The following is a 19,990-nucleotide window of genomic DNA, read 5'->3' on the forward strand; positions in this document are numbered from 1 at the left end:
GGACGGGACGGCGGGGCGGGACGGCGGGTGACGAGACCGGGCGGCGGACCGGTCGATGGACCGGACGGCGGACGGGTCGATGGACCGGACGGCGGACGGGTCGACGGGCGGCGCCGCGGGAATTGAACTCCGTTCAGGGGAAGCTGAGCGTTGTTCAGGAATTGGCTTTCGCCGCAATTATTGATCCGCAAACAACACCCTTTACTCAACATCAAACTTACTGACACGTATTCAGAAACAACCAAATCCAGCCCTTCCGCTGGAATTAACAATTCCACATCGGCTGATGCATAGAATGGATCAACCATGGCCCGTCACGGGGCACCCGCGAGCTCCGGCAGGGACTTCGGAGCAGGGGAGGGCAAGTGGAGAAGCGGTTGCGCTTCAAGATTCTCGGTCCGCTGAGCGTGCTCGCGGACGACGGACAGGTGAAGGTGGGCGGGCCGCGCCACCGGACCATTCTGGCGCTGTTGTTGCTCAATCCGGAGCGCACGGTATCGGTCGACAGGCTGGTCGACGCGGTCTGGGGCGACCAACCACCCGCCACGGCACGCACCCAGGTATCGATTTGCATTGCCGCCTTGCGCAAATCATTCAGGAAAGCTGGATTCTCCGAGGAAGTCATCGTCACGGCTCACCCGGGATATCTCCTGCGGGCGAGCGAGCATCAACTCGACAGCCTCGAATTCTCCGCGCTGGTCTCCGCCGCGGAGCACGCCGCCCGGCAGAAACGGCTGTCCGACGCCGCCGAGCACTACGCCGAGGCACTTCGCCTGTGGCACGGCCCCGCATTGGCGGGCGTGACCGGCGCGGCCGTGGAGGACGAGGCGCGCCGCCTGGAGGAGTTACGGCTCAACACCTACGACGACGCCATCGGAGTCGAACTGGAGCTCGGTAACCACCAGAGAATCATCCCGGAACTGGCCGTCACGGTGCGCGCGCACCCCATGCGCGAGCGCACCCGGCACCATCTGATCACCGCGCAGTACCGTTCCGGCCGCCGCGCCGAGGCGATGGAGACGTTCCGGCTGGGGCGCCGGCTGTTCATCAACGAGCTCGGTCTGGAACCGGGCCCGGCGCTGCGCGAACTGCACGACGCGATCCTGCACGACGAGGTGGAGCCGGCCGCCGGCGCGCGGGAGCCTGCCTCGGCGGAGCCCGAAGAACCCCGCGATCCGGTGGGCAAGCCCTTCGAACTGCCCCCGGACGTACCGGGGTTCACCGGACGGGTGCGGGAGATGGCTCTGCTGGACGCCCTGCTGGAGCGTACGGAGGAGGTCCGCGGCCCGACGGCGGGCCTCGTCACGGGGGTCGGCGGGCTGGGCAAGACCTGCCTCGCCGTGCACTGGGCGCACAGCGTCTCCGAGCACTTCCCCGACGGCCACCTCTTCGCCGACCTGCGCGGCTACGACGAGCACCACGAGCCCGCCCCGGTCGGTGAGATCCTCGGCCGGTTCCTGCGGTCGCTCGGCGTCCCCGGCGACCGCATCCCGGTGGGGCTGGAGGAGCGGGCCTCGCTCTACCGCAGCATCCTCGCCGAGCGGCGGGTGCTCGTGGTGCTCGACAACGTCCACTCCTACCCGCACATCGTGCCGCTGCTGCCGAGCAGTCCGGACTGCTGTGTGCTGATCACCAGCCGGGAGCAGCTCGCCGAGCTGGTCGCCTGGCCACCGCAGTGCCGGGTGCAGCTGGGCCGGCTCACCGGACCCGAGGCCGTGGAACTGCTGGGCCGTATCGTCGGGGAACGGCGCGTCGCCGACGACCCGGACTCCGTCGCCCGGGTCGCCGAGCTGTGCGACCGGCTGCCGCTGGCCCTCCGGATCGCCGGGGCGCGACTCGCCGCCAAACCGCACTGGACGGTGGCGCGGCTGGTGGCGCTGCTCAGCGACGAGCGCCGCCGCCTCGACGAGTTGAGCGAGGGCGAGTCACAGGTCAGAGCGGGCTTCGCGGTGAGCTACCGGTACCTGAGCGACGAGGCGGCACGGCTCTACCGGCTCCTCGGACTACTGGAGGTGCCGGACTTCGCTCCCTGGCTCGGGGCCGCGGTGCTCGACACGGATCCCGCGGCCGCGGAACGGCTCCTGGAACAGCTCGTCGACGCGCAGTTCCTCGACGTGACCGCCGCGGACGCCACCGGAGGCCCCCGCTACCGGTTCCAGAACCTGCTGCGCCTGTACGCCCACGAGCGCGCCCACCGGGAGGACCCCGACGAGGAACGGCGGGCCTCTCGTGAGCGGGCCTTCGGCAGCGCGCTCTCCCTGGCGGAGCTGGCCCACCGCCGCTTCTACGGGGGCGACTTCAGCATCATCCACGGCACCGCCGCGCGCCGTCCGCTGCCGGCCGACCTCGCCCGTGACCTCGCCGCCCGGCCGCTGAAATGGCTGGAGGCGGAACGGCTCGCCCTGTCCGCCGTGGTGGAGCAGGCGGCGGAGCACGGGATGGACGAACTCGCCTGGGACCTCACCATGTCGACGGTGGTGCTGTTCGAGACCCGTGACCACACCGACGACTGGCGGGCCTGTGCGGAACGTGCCCTCGCCGCGACACGGGCCGCCGGTAACGTCCGGGGGCAGGGCGCGATGCTGCACATCCTGGGCGCGCTGGAGATGCGCCTGCGGCGGTTCCCGGAGGCCGACGACTGCTTCGCCGCCGCGCTGTCCCTGCATGCGCGGGCCGGGGAGCGGCACGGGCGCGCACTCGTGCTGCGCAGCATGGCGATGATCGACGAGATGCGCGGCGAACTGACCCGCGCGATGCGGCGCAGCACCGAGGCCCTGGAGGTCTTCCGGGAGGTGGGCGACCTCTCCTCCGAGGCCCATGTGCTCAACAACATGGCGCAGATCGAGCTCGATCGCGGTCATGTGGACGAGGCGGCCGAGCTGGGCCGGGAGTCCGTGCGGGTCGCCGAGGCCATCGGGGAGGGCGGCTCGCGCAGCGTGGCGCTGGCCACGCACCGGCTCGGCCGGGTCCTGTTGGCCCAGGGGCGTTACGTCCGGGCCGAGGAGGCCCTGCTGCGCATGGTGCGGATCGTGCAGGACAATTCCGACACGCTGGGGCTCGCGCACGGCCTGCTGGCTCTGGGTGAGGCGCGGCTCGGGGCGGGACGCTGGGAGCAGGCCCGGATGACGCTGACGCAGGCGCTGGAGGCCGCGTCGCAGGTCAGCAATCCCCTCGTGGAGGGGAAGATCAAGCTGGCGCTGGGCGAGACCTGCGCGAAGTGCGGGCACCGCACCCGGGCGCTGCGCCATCTCGCGGAAGCCCGCGAGTGCTTCGCACGCATCGATGTGAAGCCCTGGCTGGACCGGGTCGACCAGGCCCTCGAAGCGCTGAGCACGGAGCGGGCACCTGCGCTGGACACGGCGCAGGTGCCCCGGACCGATGGCGCGCACGACCGCGGGAGCACGGCACGGGCCGCGGCGGCGACGTCGCTGCGTCGCCGCTGAGCCTGGGGCACGGGTCGCGACAACGATGCCCTGACGGCCGGCACGGCGCCGGGAGGGTGTCGCGGCCGGTGGAACGGGTGTCGCCACGACGTACCGGCGGATGGCTCAGTGCGCCGGGACGGAGCGGGCGACGACCAAGGTGGTACGGCACATGGACGAGGCGACGAGGCGACGCCGCCGGGGACCCGGGGGCGTCGCCGTCCCCGGGTCCCGGCCGCCGATCCCGCGCTGCGCCGCTGATCCCCCGCTGCGCCGCCGATCCTCGTGGAGTGCGGGACGAAGGCGGATCGATAGTGGTCCGAAGCCGCAGGTCCCTAGTTTCGAATGCGAACGAAGGGGGCGGCGCCGGGCGCCGCCCCCTCACGCACCCGCTACGGCGCAGACCTGGGAGTCGCAATGCAGAACATCCGGAGCACGACGGCCGGTCACATCCTGGTGGCCTGGATCATCGCGCTCTGCGCGCTCGGCGCGGCGGGTTCCCTGGTGTCCGCCGTCTCCACCAGCACCGGGTCGGCCGGCACGGTGGTCGTCGGCCCCGACGAGGAGGACTGGCACTGACCGCTCCGACGCAGAGCGACCGGCTGCGCCCCGCCGCCGCGGCGCCGGACCGGTCCGAGCCGGGCCCGGGGACCACGTCACCCGCTTCCTCAGCGGGCCGCGGCCGACCTTTCCCGTTCGCGATGTGCAGTCGCGAGGTGCCGCGCGAAGAGCAGTACCAGCTCGTGGAAGCGGTACAGCGGACGGCCCAGGCGGTCGACGCCGCAGATGTCGAGCAGCGCCGCGTCCACCAGGTGCTCCAGACTCTCCTCCGCCGCCGACTCGGGCTCGGCGAGGTGCCGGGCAGCGCGCTCGGCGGGGAAGGGCTCCGTGCCGATCCCCGCCAGGCGCACCAGTGTCCGCCCCGCCGGTCTCGGCAGCTGCCGAACCGACGGGACCAGTACGCGCCGCAGGTCCAGCCCCCCGTAGGAGAGTTCGCGCAGTCGCTGGTCGGGGTCGGCGAGGCGGGCGGCGAGCCAGGAGACCGGCCAGTGCGGCCGGGCGGCCAGCCTGCTGCCCGCGATACGCACCGCGAGCGGCAGCCCTCCGCAGTGCGCGAGCACCTGGTAGGTGGCGTCCGGCTCGGCGAGCAGTCGCCGCCGTCCCACTCCGGCCGCCAGCAGCTCGTACGACGTGTCCCTGCCGAACGGGGTGAGGACGGTGGTCCGTGCCTGGGCCACCCGGGTCAGCCTCGCCCGGCCGGTGATGAGGACCGCCGCCTCGGCCGACCCCGGCAGCAGGAGGTCGAGCTCCCGGCTGTCGACGGCGCCGTCGAGGACGACGAGGAGCCGCCTGCGCGCCGTCCGGGTGCGGTAGCGCCGGATCAGCTCGTCCAGGTCGGCGCCACGTCCCGGGCCGTCGGCCGGCACGCCCAGGGCTCGCAGCAGGACCGTCAGGACCTCGGCCAGCTTCTTGGGACGGCCGTCCGGGTGGGCCAGCTCGGCGAAGAGCTGTCCGTCCGGGAAGTACTCGGCGCTGCGGTGCGCGGCCCGCACGGCCAGCGCCGTCTTGCCGACGCCGGCCATGCCGGTCACCAGCAGGGCGCGCGGCCCGCCGCCCTTGCGCGATTCGGCCAACTGCGCGCACAGCGTGTTCAGTTCCTCCCCCCGGCCGATGAAGTCCTCGATGTCCGGCGGCAGGGTGACCGGACGCGGCTCGTACGGGTCGCACGGCTCCTCGTCCCCGTAGGAGACGGTGACGGCGGTCCGGGCCGGGCCCGCGCTCCTGGCGCCGAGGCTGCCGACCAGGACGGCCTGGTAGGTGGCGCCGAGCGCCTCACCGGGCTCGATGCCCAACTGCTCGTCGAGCACCTTGCGGCCCTCGTGATAGGTGTGCAGCGCGTCGGCCTGCTGGCCGCAGCGGAAGAAGGCCGTCATGAGCTGCGCGCGGAGTTTCTCGCGCAGCGGGAACTCCGCCACCAGACCCGTGAGTTCGGAGGTGAGCTGCTCGTGCCTCCCGAGCTCCAGGTCCGCTTCCACGCGGCTCTCCAGGGCGTGCAGCCGCTGCTCTTCGAGGCGGGCCAGCTCGGCGCCCGCCAGGTACTCGGTCACGTTGCCGAGTGCGGCCCCCCGCCACAGGCCGAGCGCCCGGCTCAGCAAGGTGCTGGCCTCCCCGTGACGCCCGCGGCCCAGGGCCGCGCGGCCCTCCCGGTCCAGCTGCTCGAACTCCAGGAGGTCGAACGTGCTGTGCGGCGCCCGCAGGACATAGCCCGGCGGGCGCCGGTCGATCTCGACGTCGTCGCCGAGCAGTTTGCGCAGGCGCGACATGTAGGTGTAGATCTGCGCTCCGGCCGTGGCGGGCGGCTCCCACCCCCACAGCATGGAGCTCAGGCGCTCGTCGGACACGACCCGCCCCCGTGCGAGCAACAGGCTCGCGAGGACCGTGTGCACCTTGGATCCGGACAATGCGATTCTCACGCCACCCTTGCGGGCTTCCACCGGGCCGAGGACTTGGAAGTCCATTCGGCACCCCCCGTTCTGACATGTGCGGAACTTGGCTCGGTGGAGAAACTATGGAGGACCGTTATTCCTGCGTTATCCGTCGGCCTCTTTGGCTTGCCGGTACCTTGCGCTAGGCGGAGATGATCCTTCCGAGGGCGGCGGCTACGGCCCGGTGGACCTCCTTGCCGTTGTCGGAGTTCGTCATCACCACACAGCCCGTGCCGGACCGCAGCCGCACCGAGGTGAGCGCACGGAAACCGGCGGTCTGTCCACCGTGCCCGAACTCGGGTTCCCCGGGCGTCGCGTCGACGACGGTGCCCAGCCCGTAGAAGCTGCCGGGGAACGCCTCTGTGAGCATCGCGCCGGCCAGCCGTGCGGACAACAGGTCGGACAGGCCCTGGTGCGCGCGGCGCAACGCCCCCGCGAAGGCGGCCAGGTCGGCGGCTGTGGACCACAGGCCGCTGCCGGCGCGCACCGGGCGTACCCGGTGGCCGCCGGACAGTTCGCGTCCGTGCTGGTCGTGTCCGGCCGCGGCGTCCGGGCTTCCGGGCGCACCGAACGCACTGTCCCGCATGCCCAGCGGTTCGAACACCAGCTCCTGGACGGCCTTGTCGAAGTCCCGGCCCATGACATCGGCCAGGACCTGTTCCACGACCGCCCACTGGGCGCCCTCCTTGCGGAACTGCGCGCCCGGTTCGTGCTCCGCCCGGACCTCGTCCAGGATCCCGGTGAGGCTCGGCATCGCCTCGTCGGGACGCCACCAGGTGGCGCTGGTCCCGGCGAGACCCGAGGTGTTGGACAGGCACTGGCGCAGCGTGACGGACCGACCGCCGGCCGCCCGGGGCAGCGTCCGGCCGATGAGCACGGTGTCCAGGTCCGCGTCGAGGTCGAGGACACCGCGGTCGGCGAGCCGCAGGGCGGCGTACGCGGTGACGTGCTTGCTGATGGAGCCCGCCTGGAAGCGGGTGCGCAGCGTCACGGGAGCGCCGGTCTCCACCGAGCGCACGCCGTGAGCGCCGACGGCCACGGCCTCGCCGTCCCGCAGGACCGCGACAGCCGCGCCCGGGACGCGGTGCTCCGCCATGACCCGCTCGACCTCGCCCGCGGAGAGGGCACGGGCGTCGGCTGTCGTCATCTTGGTCGTCTTCCTCGTGGTGGGCGCCGTCGTGGTGGACGTACCCGCGGTCGTCGTCCGGGCGGTGTCCCTAGGCGCCCCGTCCACCGTGCCGGACGACGTGCCGTCGGGCGCTCCGGCGTCGAGCGCGGTCGCGAGGTCCTCGATCGTCCCGTTGTCCAGGAGCATGCGCAGGCTCAGGGCGAGGCCCGCCCGGCGGGCGGCGGCGAGGACGTGGACGATCCGCATGGAGTCGGCGCCGAGATCCGCCAGCCGGTCCCGGACGCCCACGTCGGGCACGCCCAGCACCTCGGTGCAGACGTCCGCCAGGAGACGCTCGACAGGGGTGCGTGGCGCCACGTAGGCGCGGTCGGCGACGAGCGCCGAACGGCCGGGGACCGGGAGGGCCTTGCGGTCGATCTTCCCGGCGGCGCTGAGCGGGAGCTCGTCGAGGAGGACGAAGGCCGCGGGCACCATGTACGCGGGGAGCTCCGCCGCGAGGCCGCCCCGCAACGCCTCCTGGTCCGGGCCCGATACGCCGTCCACGGCGACGTACGCGGCCAGCCACTTCTCGCCACCGGCGTCCTCACGGACCACGACGACCGCGTCCCGGACACCTTCACGGAGCCGCAACCGCTCCTCGATCTCGCCGAGTTCGATGCGGTAGCCCCGGATCTTCACCTGGTGGTCCTCGCGGCCCAGATATTCGAGCTGCCCGTCCGCGCGGTGGCGGGCGAGGTCGCCCGTCCGGTACATGCGCGAGCCGGGTGGGCCGCCGAACGGTTCGGGCAGGAACCGCTCGGCGGTGAGCGCGGGCCGCCCCACATAGCCGCGCGCCACACCGGCACCGCCCAGGTACAGCTCGCCCACCACCCCGACGGGTACGGGTTGCAGGGCCGCGTCGAGCACGTAGGCCCGCATGTTGTGGATCGGGCGGCCGATCGGCACGGTGTCCGCGCCGCCCTCGACCTCCCAGCCGGTGGCCCAGATGGTCGTCTCGGTCGGCCCGTACAGGTCGACGAGACGGTCCACGTGCCCGTGCAACTCCCGGGCGAGGGGCGGCGGGCAGGCCTCGCCGGTCGTGATCGCGGTGACCGGCCGGTGCGCGAAGCCCGCGGCACGCAACAGCTTCCACCCTGCGGGGGTGGCCTGCACGTGGGTGACGCCCCGGCCGTCGATCAGTTCCAGCAGCGCCCCTGAGTCACCGGTCTCCTCGTCGCCGGCCAGTACGATCCGGCCGCCGGTGACCAGCGGCAGGTACAGCTCGGCCGCCGAGATGTCGAACGACAGGGAGGTGGCGGCGAGCCAGGTGTGCGCGGGCCCGGCCTCGAACCGCTCACGCATCGAGAACAGCAGGTTCAGCAGCGAACGGTGCGCGATCTGCACACCCTTGGGCCGCCCGGTGGAACCGGACGTGAACAGCGTGTAAGCCAGGCCGAGTTGCAGGGCGTCCGGCGCGCCGAGGTCGGGAGGGGTGTCCGGCTGCCTGCCGATCTCCTCCCGCTCCCCCGGCGTCTCCAGGTCGAGGAGCACGCCCTCGTACGCTCCGCCGTCGGCGGCCGGGACACCGTCCTCGGGTGCCTCGGACGGCCCGTCCGGCCGGGGTACGCCGGTGGAGGCGTCGCCGATCCGGTCCGCCAGGTCCGTCTCCGTGACGACCAGGCGGGCGCCGGCCGCTCGCAGCATGTAGGCGAGCCGTTCGCGGGGCAGTGCCGGGTCCAGCGGGAGGTGGGAGCCGCCCGCCTTCCAGATGCCGAGCAGCACGGGCAGGAGTCCCCGGCGACGGCGCAGCAGCACACCGACCACCGCGTCCGTGCCGACGCCCGCCGCGCGCAGCCGGTGCGCGACACGGTTGGCCTGCCGGTCGAGTTCACCGTACGTCAGTGATCCGTCCCGTGCCTCGACGGCGACGGCGTCGGGGCGGGCGGCGGCGGCGCTTGCGAACACCTCGTGCACGCGGCGCGGCCCTTGTCGCGGATTGCTCATTCCCACTCCACCTCGGTGTCGTTCCAGTCCTGGAGGATCTGTGCGCGCTCCGCCTCCGGGACGACCGCCGCCTGCGCGTCGCCGTCCGGGCCGGCGGCCATGGCTTCGAGCACGACCCGGTACATCCCAGCGAGACGTTCGGCGTCGGCCCGGTTCAGGCCGGTGCTGATCGCGCGCAGCACGAGCCGCCCAGGCACATTGGCGAGGGACAGCGTGAACTCGTTCGAGCTGTCACCGGCCCCTGCCCGCACGTCGACCGTTCCGGTGTCCACCTGATGGAAGTCCTGGTAGCGGAACATGACGTCGAACAGCCGGCGTCCGCCCGCGAGCCGCTGCACGGCGGGCAGCGGATGCCGCCGGTGCCCGTACACCTCGGCCTCGCGGTCGAAGACCTGGCGGACGAGTTCGCCCCACGTGCGGGCTCCCCGCCGGTGGGCGAACGGCAGCGTGTTCAAGTACATGCCGTACACCCGCTCGACGCCGGGGACTTCGGGGCGCGTGCTGTACAACACGCCCGTGTGGAAGGCCTCTTCGTGAGTGAGCGTGCTCAGCACCTTCAGATGCGCGGCCAGCAGCACCGCCTTGAAGGACGTGCCGGTCTCCGCCGCGAGGGCGCGCAGCTCCGGTTCGAGGTCGCGGAACTCCACCGACAGCTTGAAGTCCTCCCGGGGGGTGCCGGGCCCGGTGCCCCAGTCCGCGGGCAGGCTCCACGGAGCGTGCTCGTGCACGATGCCCCGCCAGTACGCCCGATCGTCCTCGGAGTCCAGCGAGGCGAGTTCGGCGGCGATGAAGTCCGCGTAGCGGACCGGAACGGGCTCGGGGCTGGTGGGTTCCTCCCCCGCGGCGTACGCGTGGTAGAGGCCGAGCACCTCCATCAGCAGGGACTGCTGGCTCCAGCCTTCCGTGATCGCATGGCAGTGCGTGAATCCGAGGTGCCAGGCCTCGTTCGACTCGACGAGCGCGGAGATCCGCAGCAGCGGTGCGCGCCCGAGGTCGAACAGGTCGCCGCGCTCCCGCACGATGTGGTCCCGCCGCGCCTCCTCGAACTCCTCGGCGGAGCCGCCGCGCAGGTCCCGCACCGAAACCGGCGCCTCGGCGGTCGCGTGGACCAGTTGCAGCGGGACCTCGAAGTCCTCCAGTTCGATGGAGGTGCGCAGCATCTCGTGCCGCTCGACCACGGTCCGTGCCGCACGGGCCAGGGCGTCCTCGTCGAAGGGCCGCCCGTCCTTGATCCGGAAGGTCGAGGTGTTGTGGTACTTGTTCAGACCGTCGTCGGCCAGCATCTCCAGGACCATGCCGAGCTGCACCTGCGAGAGCGGGTAGGCGTCGACGACGCCGTCGGGGAGGGATTCCCTGACGCTCTCGGAGACCAGCGCGAACGGAGCCACGGCCACCGGCACCGTGCGGTCGGTCCGGTGCGTCCCGCCGGGGCCGGCTCCGCTGTCGTCGCCGAGCGCTGTGGCGAGTCCGGCGACGGTCCGGTGACGGAACACGTCACTGACGGCTGCTTCGAACCCTTCGGCGCGCAGGGCACCGACCAGCGCGATCGCCTTGATCGAGTGACCACCGAGGTCGAAGAAGTTGTCCTCGACACCGACCTTGTCCAGGCCCAGCACCTGACCCCAGACCTCAGCGATCCTCTCCTCCGTCGCACTGCGGGGGGCGACGTAGGTGTCCGTGGCGACCGCCTCCGGGTCCGGCAGAGCGCGCCGGTCCAGCTTGCCGTTCGCCGTCAACGGGATCGCGCCGAGTTCGACGAACGCCGACGGGACCATGTACTCGGGAAGCGTGCCGTTCAGCCACTCCCCCAGAGCGTCGGGGTCTCCGCCGACGACGTAGGCGATCAGGCGTTGGTCGTCGGTCACGATCACGGCCGCGTCCGAGACGTCCGCGTGAGCGGTCAACGCAGCCCGGATCTCCCCCAGTTCGATCCGGTAACCACGCACCTTCACCTGATCGTCGATACGACCCAGGAACTCCACCGCACCGTCCGACCGCCACCGCGCCAGATCACCCGACCGATACATCCGCGCACCAGGCCCGCCGAACGGGTCGGGGACGAACCGCTGCGCGGTGCGGGCCGGATCACCGACATACCCTCGGGCCACACCAGTCCCACCGACGTAGAGTTCACCGACCACACCGACCGGGACGGGCTCCTGACGCGCGTCCAGAATGCGCATGGTCATGTTCGGCAGCGGGCGCCCGATCGGGACCACACCCTCATGCGACGTCTCGACAGGGAACACGCACGTGCCCACCGTCGCCTCGGTCGGACCGTACTCGTTCCACACCCGACCATCCCCCAGCAGCCCCCGCCAACGCTCTACGAGAGCGCCCGGCAACGCCTCACCCGCGACCACGATCCGCGACGTCAACGCACGGATCTCCTCATCCGTGAGCTGACCCCCGATCACCTCCAGATGACCAGGCGTGAGCTTGAGGAAGGAGAACGGGCCGGCCTCGGCCAGGGCCGCACCCAGCTCGGTCAGCTCACCGTCATAGAGCCACACCCGCTGACCCGCCACCAACGGCGCCCACACATTCGGCACCACCAGATCGAACGCCACCGACGAGAACACCGGCGCACCACCCGAACCGCACGACGCCAACTCCCGCACCGCCCAGTCGACATGATTGACCAGACTCCGATGCGAAACCTGCACACCCTTCGGCCGACCCGTCGAACCCGACGTGAACACCGTGTACGCCAAACCATCCAAATCCACCGACGGCAACGACTCCCCCGCCACCGGCGGATACTCCACATCCACCCGCACCACATCCACCGCGAAACGGTCGACATAGGCGGCAGACGTCACCGCGACCTCGACGCCGGCATCCGCCAACATCCCGGCCACCCGCTCCCCCGGCAACACCGGATCCAACGGCACAAACCCAGCACCCGCCCGCCACACCCCCAACAACGCCACCACCAGATCAACCGAACGATCCAGCAACACCGCCACCGACGAACCCACACCAACCCCCCGCGAGCGCAAAGCGCCCGCCAGACGATCCGCCCGATCCACCAGCTCACCGAACGTCAACGACCGACCAGCCGCCTCCACCGCCACCACACCCGGCGACTCCACCGCACGCACAGCAACCAACTCCGGCACCGACACCCCCGGCACCACAACCCCCGTGTCATTCCACGACGAGAGCACCAACTCCCGCTCGCCCGAAGGCAAGTACGTGGATTCGGCGCTGCCGTCCACGTCCTGGGCCATGGCTTCCAGGACGGCCCGGTACATGGTGACGAGCCGATCGACGGCCTCATGCGTGAGACGGCCGGGATCGGCCGTGAGGAGCAGGCCGGCAGCTCGGGCGGCGACGGCGAGGCCGAACTCCGTGGCACCCTCGCCCATGCCCGAGTCCGCATCGACGATGTCCGACTCCGCCTGGGCGTCCTTGAGGTCGAGATAACTGAAGCGGACGTCCAACAGCCTTGACCCGTCGGCCAGTTCGCGTTGCATCACCGGCATCGGGAAGCGGCGGTGCGGCCAGAGGGCGGCTTCCTGGTCGTAGACCTGGCGGACGAGGTCGCGCCAGGTGCAGGCGCCGCGTCGGAACGCGAACGGCACCGTGTTCAAGTACATGCCGTACACGCGCTCCGCGCCCAGGATCTCCGGGCGACCGCTGCACACCAGCCCGGTGTGGAACGCGTCCTCCCGAGTGAGCAGACTCATCACCTTCAGGTGCGCCGCGTGCAGCACGGCCTTCAGCGAAGTACCGGTGTCCCTCGCGGCGGCTCGCAACGCCGGCGCGAGGTCGGCGAGCGGAACGCGGACCGTGTGCGCGGGGCCGGCTGCGGCGCCACCGCTCCAGCCCGCGGGCAGCTCGAACTTGGCGTGCCCATCGATGACGTCGCGCCAGTAGGCGCGGTCGCGGTCCGACTCCGTCGAGGCCCGCTCGGCCGCCACGAAGTCGGCGTACCGCACGGCGGGGGCTTCGGGCTCGGGCAGTGCCCCACCGCTCCGCACCCGCAGGTAGTTCTCGACGATCTCGCTGAGCAGCGAGCGGTGGCTCCACCCCTCGGTGATGGGGTGGCAGACGCTGACCGAGAGCCACCAGGCCTCGTCCGACTCGACGAGCGCCGAGACCCTCAGGAGGGGCGGGCGTTCGAGGTCGAACGCGGCGGCCCGCTCCGCCACGACGTGCGCGCGGCGGGCTGCCGCCTGGTGCTCCTCGTCCTGCCCCCGCAGGTCGTGGACGGTGACCGGGATCTCCGCGCTCGGGTGGATGAGCTGCAGCGGCATCGAGTAGCCCTCCAGGGCGAAGGAGGCCCTGAGCATCTCGTGCCTCGCCACCAGCGCCTGTGCCGCCTGGCGGAGCGCGTCGGCGTCGAAGGCTCGTCCGTCCCTGATCCGGAACGTCGTGGTGTTGTGGTATTTGTTCCGGCCGTCGTCGGCGAGCATCTCCACCAGCATGCCGAGCTGCACCTGCGCCAGCGGGAAGGCATCCACCAGACCTGCGGGGAGTGCGGCCCGGTCGGTGTTCGGGAGCAGGGCGAAGGGCGCCACGACATGGATGTCCTGCACGGGCGTGCCCTCGCTAGTGCCGAGCGCTGTGGCGAGTCCGGCGACAGTCCGGTGACGGAACACGTCGCTGACGGCTGCCTCGAACCCTTCGGCGCGCAGGGCACCGACCAGCGCGATCGCCTTGATCGAGTGACCACCGAGGTCGAAGAAGTTGTCCTCGACACCGACCCTGTCCAGGCCCAGCACCTGACCCCAGACCTCAGCGATCCTCTCCTCCGTCGCACTGCGGGGAGCCACATAGGTGTCCGTGGCCACCGCCTCCGGGTCCGGCAGTGCACGCCGGTCCAGCTTGCCGTTCGCCGTCAACGGGATCGCGTCGAGCTGCACGAACGCCGACGGGACCATGTACTCGGGAAGTACGGAGGCCAGGGCCGCACGCAGGTCCTCGGCACGGCCGACGACGTAGGCGATCAGGCGCTGGTCGTCCGTGACGATCACGGCCGCGTCCGAGACGTCCGCGTGAGCGGTCAACGCAGCCCGGATCTCTCCCAGTTCGATCCGGTAACCACGCACCTTCACCTGATCGTCAATGCGGCCCAGGAACTCCACCGCACCGTCCGAACGCCACCGCGCCAGATCACCCGACCGATACATCCGCGCACCAGGCTCACCGAACGGATCCGGAACGAACCGCTGCGCCGTCCGCACCGGATCACCCACATACCCTCGGGCCACACCAGTCCCACCCACGTAGAGCTCACCGACCACACCGACCGGCACGGGCTCCTGACGCGCGTCCAGAATGCGCATGGTCATGTTCGGCAGCGGGCGCCCGATCGGGACCACACCCTCATGCGACGTCTCGACGGGGAACACACACGTGCCCACCGTCGCCTCGGTCGGACCGTACTCGTTCCACACCCGACCATCCCCGAGCAACCCGCGCCAACGCTCTACGAGAGCGCCCGGCAACGCCTCACCCGCGACCACGATCCGCAACGTCAACGCACGGATCTCCTCATCCGTGAGCTGACCGCCGATGACCTCCAGATGACCCGGGGTGAGCTTCAGGAAGGAGAACGGGCCGGCCTCGACCAGGGCCGCACCCAACTCGGTCAGCTCACCGTCGAACAGCCACACCCGCTGACCCGCCACCAACGGCGCCCACACATTCGGCACCACCAGATCGAACGCCACCGACGAGAACACCGGCGCACCACCCGAACCGCAGGAAGCCAACTCCCGCACCGCCCAGTCCACATGATTGACCAGACCCCGATGCGAAACCTGCACACCCTTCGGCCGACCCGTCGAACCCGACGTGAACACCGTGTACGCCAAACCATCCAAATCCACCGACGGCAGCGGCTCCCCCGCCACCGGCGGATGCTCCACATCCACCCGCACGACCGCGACACCGAAACGGTCGACATAGGCGGCAGACGTCACCGCGACCGTCACACCGGCATCCGCCAACATCCCGGCCACCCGCTCCCCCGGCAACACCGGATCCAACGGCACATAACCGGCCCCCGCCCGCCACACCGCCAGCAACGCCACCACCAGATCAACCGAACGATCCAGCAACACCGCCACCGACGAACCCACACCAACCCCCCGCGAACGCAAAACGCCCGCCAGACGATCAGCCCGATCCACCAGCTCACCGAACGTCAACGACCGACCAGCCGCCTCCACCGCCACCACACCCGGCGACTCCACCGCACGCACAGCAACCAACTCCGGCACCGACACCCCCGGCACCACAACCCCCGTGTCATTCCACGAAGAGAGCACCAACTCCCGCTCACCGGAGGGGAGGACAGGTCGCTCGGCGTCGCCGTCGGGATCCGAGGCCATGGCTTCGAGGACCGAGCGGTACATGGAGGCGAGCCGGTCGACGCCCTTGCGGCCGATGACGTGCCGGTTGGCGGTGATCACCATGAAGCCGGCGCGGGTCGAGACGCCGAGGGGGAACTCGGTGGGGCTGTCGTCGATGGTCGCGGCGTAGTCGATGAGGTCCTGGTCGACCTGGCGGAAGTTCTGGTAGCTGAAGCGGACGTCGACGAGGCGTTCCGCGGCGCCGAACTCGCGCTGCATGGCGCCGAGCGGGTAACGGCGGTGCGGCCAGACCTCGATCTCCTGGTCGAAGACCCGGCGGACCAGGTCGCGCCAGGTGCGGGCGCCGCGTCGGAACGCGAACGGCAGGGGGTTGAGGTAGACGCCGTGGACGCGCTCGGCGCCGACGGCCTCAGGGCGGGCGTTGGTGACCAGTCCGGTACGGAAGGACTCCTCCGGGGTGAGGCGGCTCATCACCTTGAGGTGGGCGGCGTGCAGCACGCTCTTGATGGGGACCTGGGCCTCGCTCGCGAGAGCGCGGAGTCCGGCTTCGAGGTCGTGGTAGGGGACCCAGGCGCGGTGCAGTCCGCGCGGTGTGGCCCGCGGGTCGTCGCCCCATCCGGCGGGCGGTACGAACTTGGGGTGGTTCTCCACGACGCCTTGCCAGTACTCGCGGTCCTCCGCGGAGTCCAGCGACTTCAGCTCGGCAGCGACGAAGTCCGCGTACCGGACGGCGGCGGGCTCGGGCTCCTGCGGCGGCCGACCGTCGCGCAGTGCGCGGTAGGTGGCGACCAGCTCCATGAGGAGGGAGTGGTGGCTCCAGCCTTCCAGGACGGCGTGGCACTCGGTGAGCGTGAGCCACCAGCTGCCGTCGTCCCGGGTGTGCGCGGTGAAGCGGATCAGCGGGGGCCGTGCGAGGTCGAAGAGGTCGTTGCGTTCCTCGGCCATGAAGGCGCGCAGGGACTCCTCGGCGGCGCGCGCGTCGAGGGCCGTCAGATCGCGGGTGCGGACCGGGGAGTCGACGCGCTCGGGGTCGTGGACGAGTTGCAGGGGCACCGAGTACCCGTCCAGGGCGAAGGAGGTGCGCAGGATCTCGTGGCGGCCGATGACGACGCGTACGGCCTGCTGGAGCGCGTTGGGGACGAAGGGCGACTCGTCGAGAATCCTGAAGCAGGTCGAGTTGTGGTAGTGGTTGCGGCCGTCGTCGGCGAGCATCTCCACGACCATGCCGAGCTGCACCTGGGCGAGCGGGTAGGCGTCGACGACGCCTTCCGGGAGGCGTGCACGGTCCTCGTCCGCGAGCAGGGCGAACGGGGCGACGCCGGGTTCGGGGCGGGCCGGTGCGGGACGTCCGGTGAGGAACTCGACGAGTTCGGCGGGGGTGCGGTGGGCGAAGACGTCGCGGACCGTGACGTCGTGGCCGGTGTCCCGCAGCGCGGCGACGAGGGCCACGGCGCGCAGTGAATCGCCGCCCAGGTCGAAGAAGCCGTCGGTCACGCCGACCCGGTCGACGCCGAGGACGTCGCGCCACACCTCGGTCATCCGCTCCTCGTCGGCTGTGCGCGGGGCGACCTGGTTCGTCCCGACGGCCAGGGCTCCGCGGTCGGGAGCGGGAAGGGCGGTCTGGTCGAGCTTGCCGTTGACGGTGAGGGGGATCCTTCCGAGCGCGAGGAACGCGGTGGGGATCATGTAGGCGGGCAGGGTCTGTGCGAGCAGGGCGCGCAGCTCGCTGGGGGCGGCGACCGCCTCGCCGGCGGGTACCACGTAGGCGACGAGCCGTTTGTCGCCCGGGGTGTCCTCGCGGGCGACGACGACGGCGTCGCGGACCAGCGGATGTGCGGTCAACGCGGCCTTGATCTCGCCGAGTTCGATGCGGTGGCCGCGGATCTTCACCTGGTGGTCGATGCGGCCGAGGTAGTCGAGGCCGCCGTCGGGGCGGCGGCGTGCGAGGTCGCCGCTGCGGTAGAGCCGGGAGCCGGGCGGACCGTACGGGTCGGGCACGAACCGCTCGGCGGTGAGTGCGGGACGGCCCAGGTACATGCGGGCGACGCCGGGTCCGGCGACGTGGATCTCACCGGGGACGCCGATGGGTACGAGTTCGCCGTGCGGGCCGAGCAGTTGTACCTGGAGGTCGCGCAGTGGAGTGCCGACGTCGTTGCCGTGGTCGGCGGCGAGGTCGGCTTCGGTGACCCGGTGGTACGTGGTGTGCACGGTGGTCTCGGTGATGCCGTACATGTTGATCAGGGCCGTACGGTCGAGGCCGCGGCGGGCGACCCAGGGACGCAGGGCCGGCATGTCGAGGCGCTCGCCGCCGAACGTGACGACGCGCAGGGCGAGTTCGTCGATCAGTGGGTGCCCGTCGCCGGCGAGGGCGACCAGGCTCCGGAAGCCGGACGGCGTCTGGTTCAGTACGGTGACGTGTTCGTCGGCGAGGAGTCGGAGGAAGTCCTCCGGTGAGCGTGCCAGGTCCTGCGGTACGACGACCAGGCGGCCTCCGTACAGGAGGGCGCCCCACATCTCCCAGACGGACATGTCGAAGGCGTACGAGTGGAACAGCGGCCAGACGTCGCGCTCGTCGAAGCCGTAGTGCTCCTCGGTGACGGTGAACAGGCGCAGTACGTTGGCGTGGGTGAGACCGACGCCCTTGGGACGGCCGGTCGAGCCCGAGGTGTAGATGGTGTAGATCAGGTCGTCGGGGCGTGCTCCGCCGGCCGGGGCGGTGCCGGGTGCGGCGGCGAGGGCGGCGGCGTCCCGTTCACCGTCCAGGTTCACCAGGATGCCGTCGTGGGCGCCGGCGAGGTGCTCGACGTGGGCGTCGGAGGTGACGACGATGCGCGCTCCGGCGTCCTGGAGGGTGTAGGCGATGCGCTCCGCGGGGTGTTCGGGGTCCAGCGGGAGGTAGGCGGCACCCGACTTGAGGACGGCGAGGAGGGTGGGCATCAGGTCGATGCCTCGGTCCAGGCTGACGCCGACCAACTCCCCTGGTTTCGCTCCCAGTTCGCTCAGGTGGTGGGCGAGTTTGTTGGCGCGTGCGTCGAGTTCGGCGTAGCTGAGCCACTCGCCGCCGCAGCCGACGGCGGGGGCGTCCGGGGTGGCGGCGGCCCGCTCCTCGAAGATCTCGTGGACGCAGCGGTCGGGCGCCGGCATGAGGTCCGGGGCGGGTGCGAGGACGGCCAGGTCCGTGTCGTCGAGCAGGTCGAGCAGCGACAGCGCGCGGTCCGGGTCGGCGACCGCGGATTCCAGCAGGCGGACGTAGTGCCGGGCGAGGCGTTCGGCGGTGGTCCGGTCGTACAGTGCGGTGCTGTACTCCAGGGTGCCGTGCACGGAGCCGTCGGCCCGCTCGCCGAGCTGGAGGGTGAGGTCGAAGCGGGAGACGCGGGAGGTGGCGCGCAGCGGTTCGGCGGTGACGCCGGGCAGCAGGAAGCCGTCGGTGCGCTCCTGGTGCAGGGTGAAGGCGACCTGGCACAACGGGGTGCGGGACATGTCGCGTTCCGGCTGGAGTTCGTCGACCAGCCGGGCGAAGGGATATTCCTGGTGGTCGAAGGCGTCCAGGACGGTTGCCCGGGTGCCGTCCAGCAGGGTCCGGAACGACGGGTCGCCCTGCCAGCGTCCGCGCAGGACGAGGGTGTTGATGGCGTAGCCGACGAGCTGTTCCAGTTCGGGGCGTCCGCGTCCGGACACGACGGTGCCGACGGGGATGTCGGTGCGTCCGGTGTAGCGGGCCAGCAGCGCCTGGTAGCCGGTGAGCAGTGTGGTGAAGAGGGTCGCGCCGTGCGCGGAGCCGAGGGCGCGGAGCCGTTCGGTGAGCGCGGCGGGCAGGGTGACGGGCACGGCGTCGCCCGCCCAGCTGCGGGTGGCGGGCCGGGGCCGGTCGGTGGGCACTTCGAGCGGGGTGATGCCGGCGAGCTGCTCACGCCAGTGGGCGAGTTGCCCGTCGAGCGTGCCGTCGGCGAGGCGGGAGCGCTGCCAGGCGGCGTAGTCGGCGTACTGGACGTCGAGGGGGGCGAGCGGGTCGGGCCTCCCTTGCGCGAACTCCGTGTAGAGCGAGGCGAGTTCGCCGAGCATCAGGCCGACCGACCACTCGTCGCAGGCCACGTGGTGCAGGACCACGGCGAGGATGTGGTCGTCGGCCGCGACCCGGATGAGCCGGGCGCGCAGCGGGTGGCCCCGCTCCAGCTCGAAGGGGCGGCCGGGTTCGGCCTCGGCGAGCTGTCGTGCCCGCCGTTCCCGTTCGGCCGGGTCGCCCGACCCCGTCAGGTCGTCGAGCGGGAGGTCGAACGGGCCCGGCGGGTCGACGACCTGGACCGGTTCCGCTCCGTCGAGGCGGTAGCGGGTGCGCAGGATCTCGTGCCGGGACTGCAGGCTCTCGAAGCCCCGGCGCAGTGCGTCCGCGTCGAGGGGGCCGCGCATGCGCAGGACGACGGGGACGCTGTACTCCCAGCTGTCCGGGTCGAGCCGGCTGAGGAACCACATCTGCTGCTGGCCGTGGGAGAGGGCCAGCGGGCCGTCCCGGTCCGCCCGCCGCAGTGCGGCGCGCCGCCCACGGCGGGCGCCGGCGAGCCGGGCGCGCACCAGTTCCTCGCGCTGGTCTCCGGCTTCCTGGCCCGTACGAACTCCGCCCGTGCTCATGCTGAGCGCTCCTCCCCC

General features: G+C 71.5%; 5 protein-coding genes. 2 read left to right on the forward strand and 3 right to left on the reverse strand.

Annotated elements, in window-relative coordinates; all coding sequences use genetic code 11:
• Positions 1 to 365: 365 nt before the first annotated feature.
• Together ABEB03_RS13735 and ABEB03_RS13740 are read left to right on the forward strand one after the other, a co-directional pair.
• The gene (locus ABEB03_RS13735; protein ID WP_345647107.1) at positions 366 to 3,443 is read left to right on the forward strand and encodes an AfsR/SARP family transcriptional regulator; all 3,078 of its coding nucleotides are present in this window, start codon (positions 366 to 368) and stop codon (positions 3,441 to 3,443) included.
• A gap of 396 nt (positions 3,444 to 3,839) precedes the next feature.
• The gene (locus tag ABEB03_RS13740) at positions 3,840 to 4,001 is read left to right on the forward strand and encodes a hypothetical protein (protein WP_345647109.1); all 162 of its coding nucleotides are present in this window, start codon (positions 3,840 to 3,842) and stop codon (positions 3,999 to 4,001) included.
• 89 nt (positions 4,002 to 4,090) lie between these two features.
• On the opposite strand, the gene ABEB03_RS13745 is transcribed toward ABEB03_RS13740, so the two are convergent.
• From ABEB03_RS13745 to ABEB03_RS13755, 3 genes are all read right to left on the reverse strand, one after another.
• Complete coding sequence (locus ABEB03_RS13745; protein ID WP_345647112.1) at positions 4,091 to 5,896, reverse strand: AfsR/SARP family transcriptional regulator; 1,806 nt, start codon at positions 5,894 to 5,896, stop codon at positions 4,091 to 4,093.
• 154 nt (positions 5,897 to 6,050) lie between these two features.
• Positions 6,051 to 9,020 (reverse strand): amino acid adenylation domain-containing protein, encoded by a 2,970-nt coding sequence (locus tag ABEB03_RS13750; protein ID WP_345647115.1) that lies wholly within the window; start codon positions 9,018 to 9,020, stop codon positions 6,051 to 6,053.
• Positions 9,017 to 19,972, reverse strand: a complete 10,956-nt coding sequence (locus ABEB03_RS13755) for an amino acid adenylation domain-containing protein (protein ID WP_345647118.1) — start codon at positions 19,970 to 19,972, stop codon at positions 9,017 to 9,019. Before ABEB03_RS13755 ends, ABEB03_RS13750 begins: the two co-directional genes overlap by 4 nt.
• Between the last annotated feature and the right edge of the window lie 18 nt (positions 19,973 to 19,990).

Origin of the sequence: Streptomyces siamensis, from assembly GCF_039543605.1 — a bacterium.
In the GTDB taxonomy this organism is placed as follows: domain Bacteria; phylum Actinomycetota; class Actinomycetes; order Streptomycetales; family Streptomycetaceae; genus Streptomyces; species Streptomyces siamensis.

Excerpts from the sequence above, each read along its gene's own strand:
- ABEB03_RS13750 (WP_345647115.1), bottom strand. The coding sequence starts at position 9,020 with ATGAGCAATCCGCGACAAGGGCCGCGCCGCGTGCACGAGGTGTTCGCA.
- ABEB03_RS13740 (WP_345647109.1), top strand. The coding sequence starts at position 3,840 with ATGCAGAACATCCGGAGCACGACGGCCGGTCACATCCTGGTGGCCTGG.
- ABEB03_RS13755 (WP_345647118.1), bottom strand. The coding sequence starts at position 19,972 with ATGAGCACGGGCGGAGTTCGTACGGGCCAGGAAGCCGGAGACCAGCGC.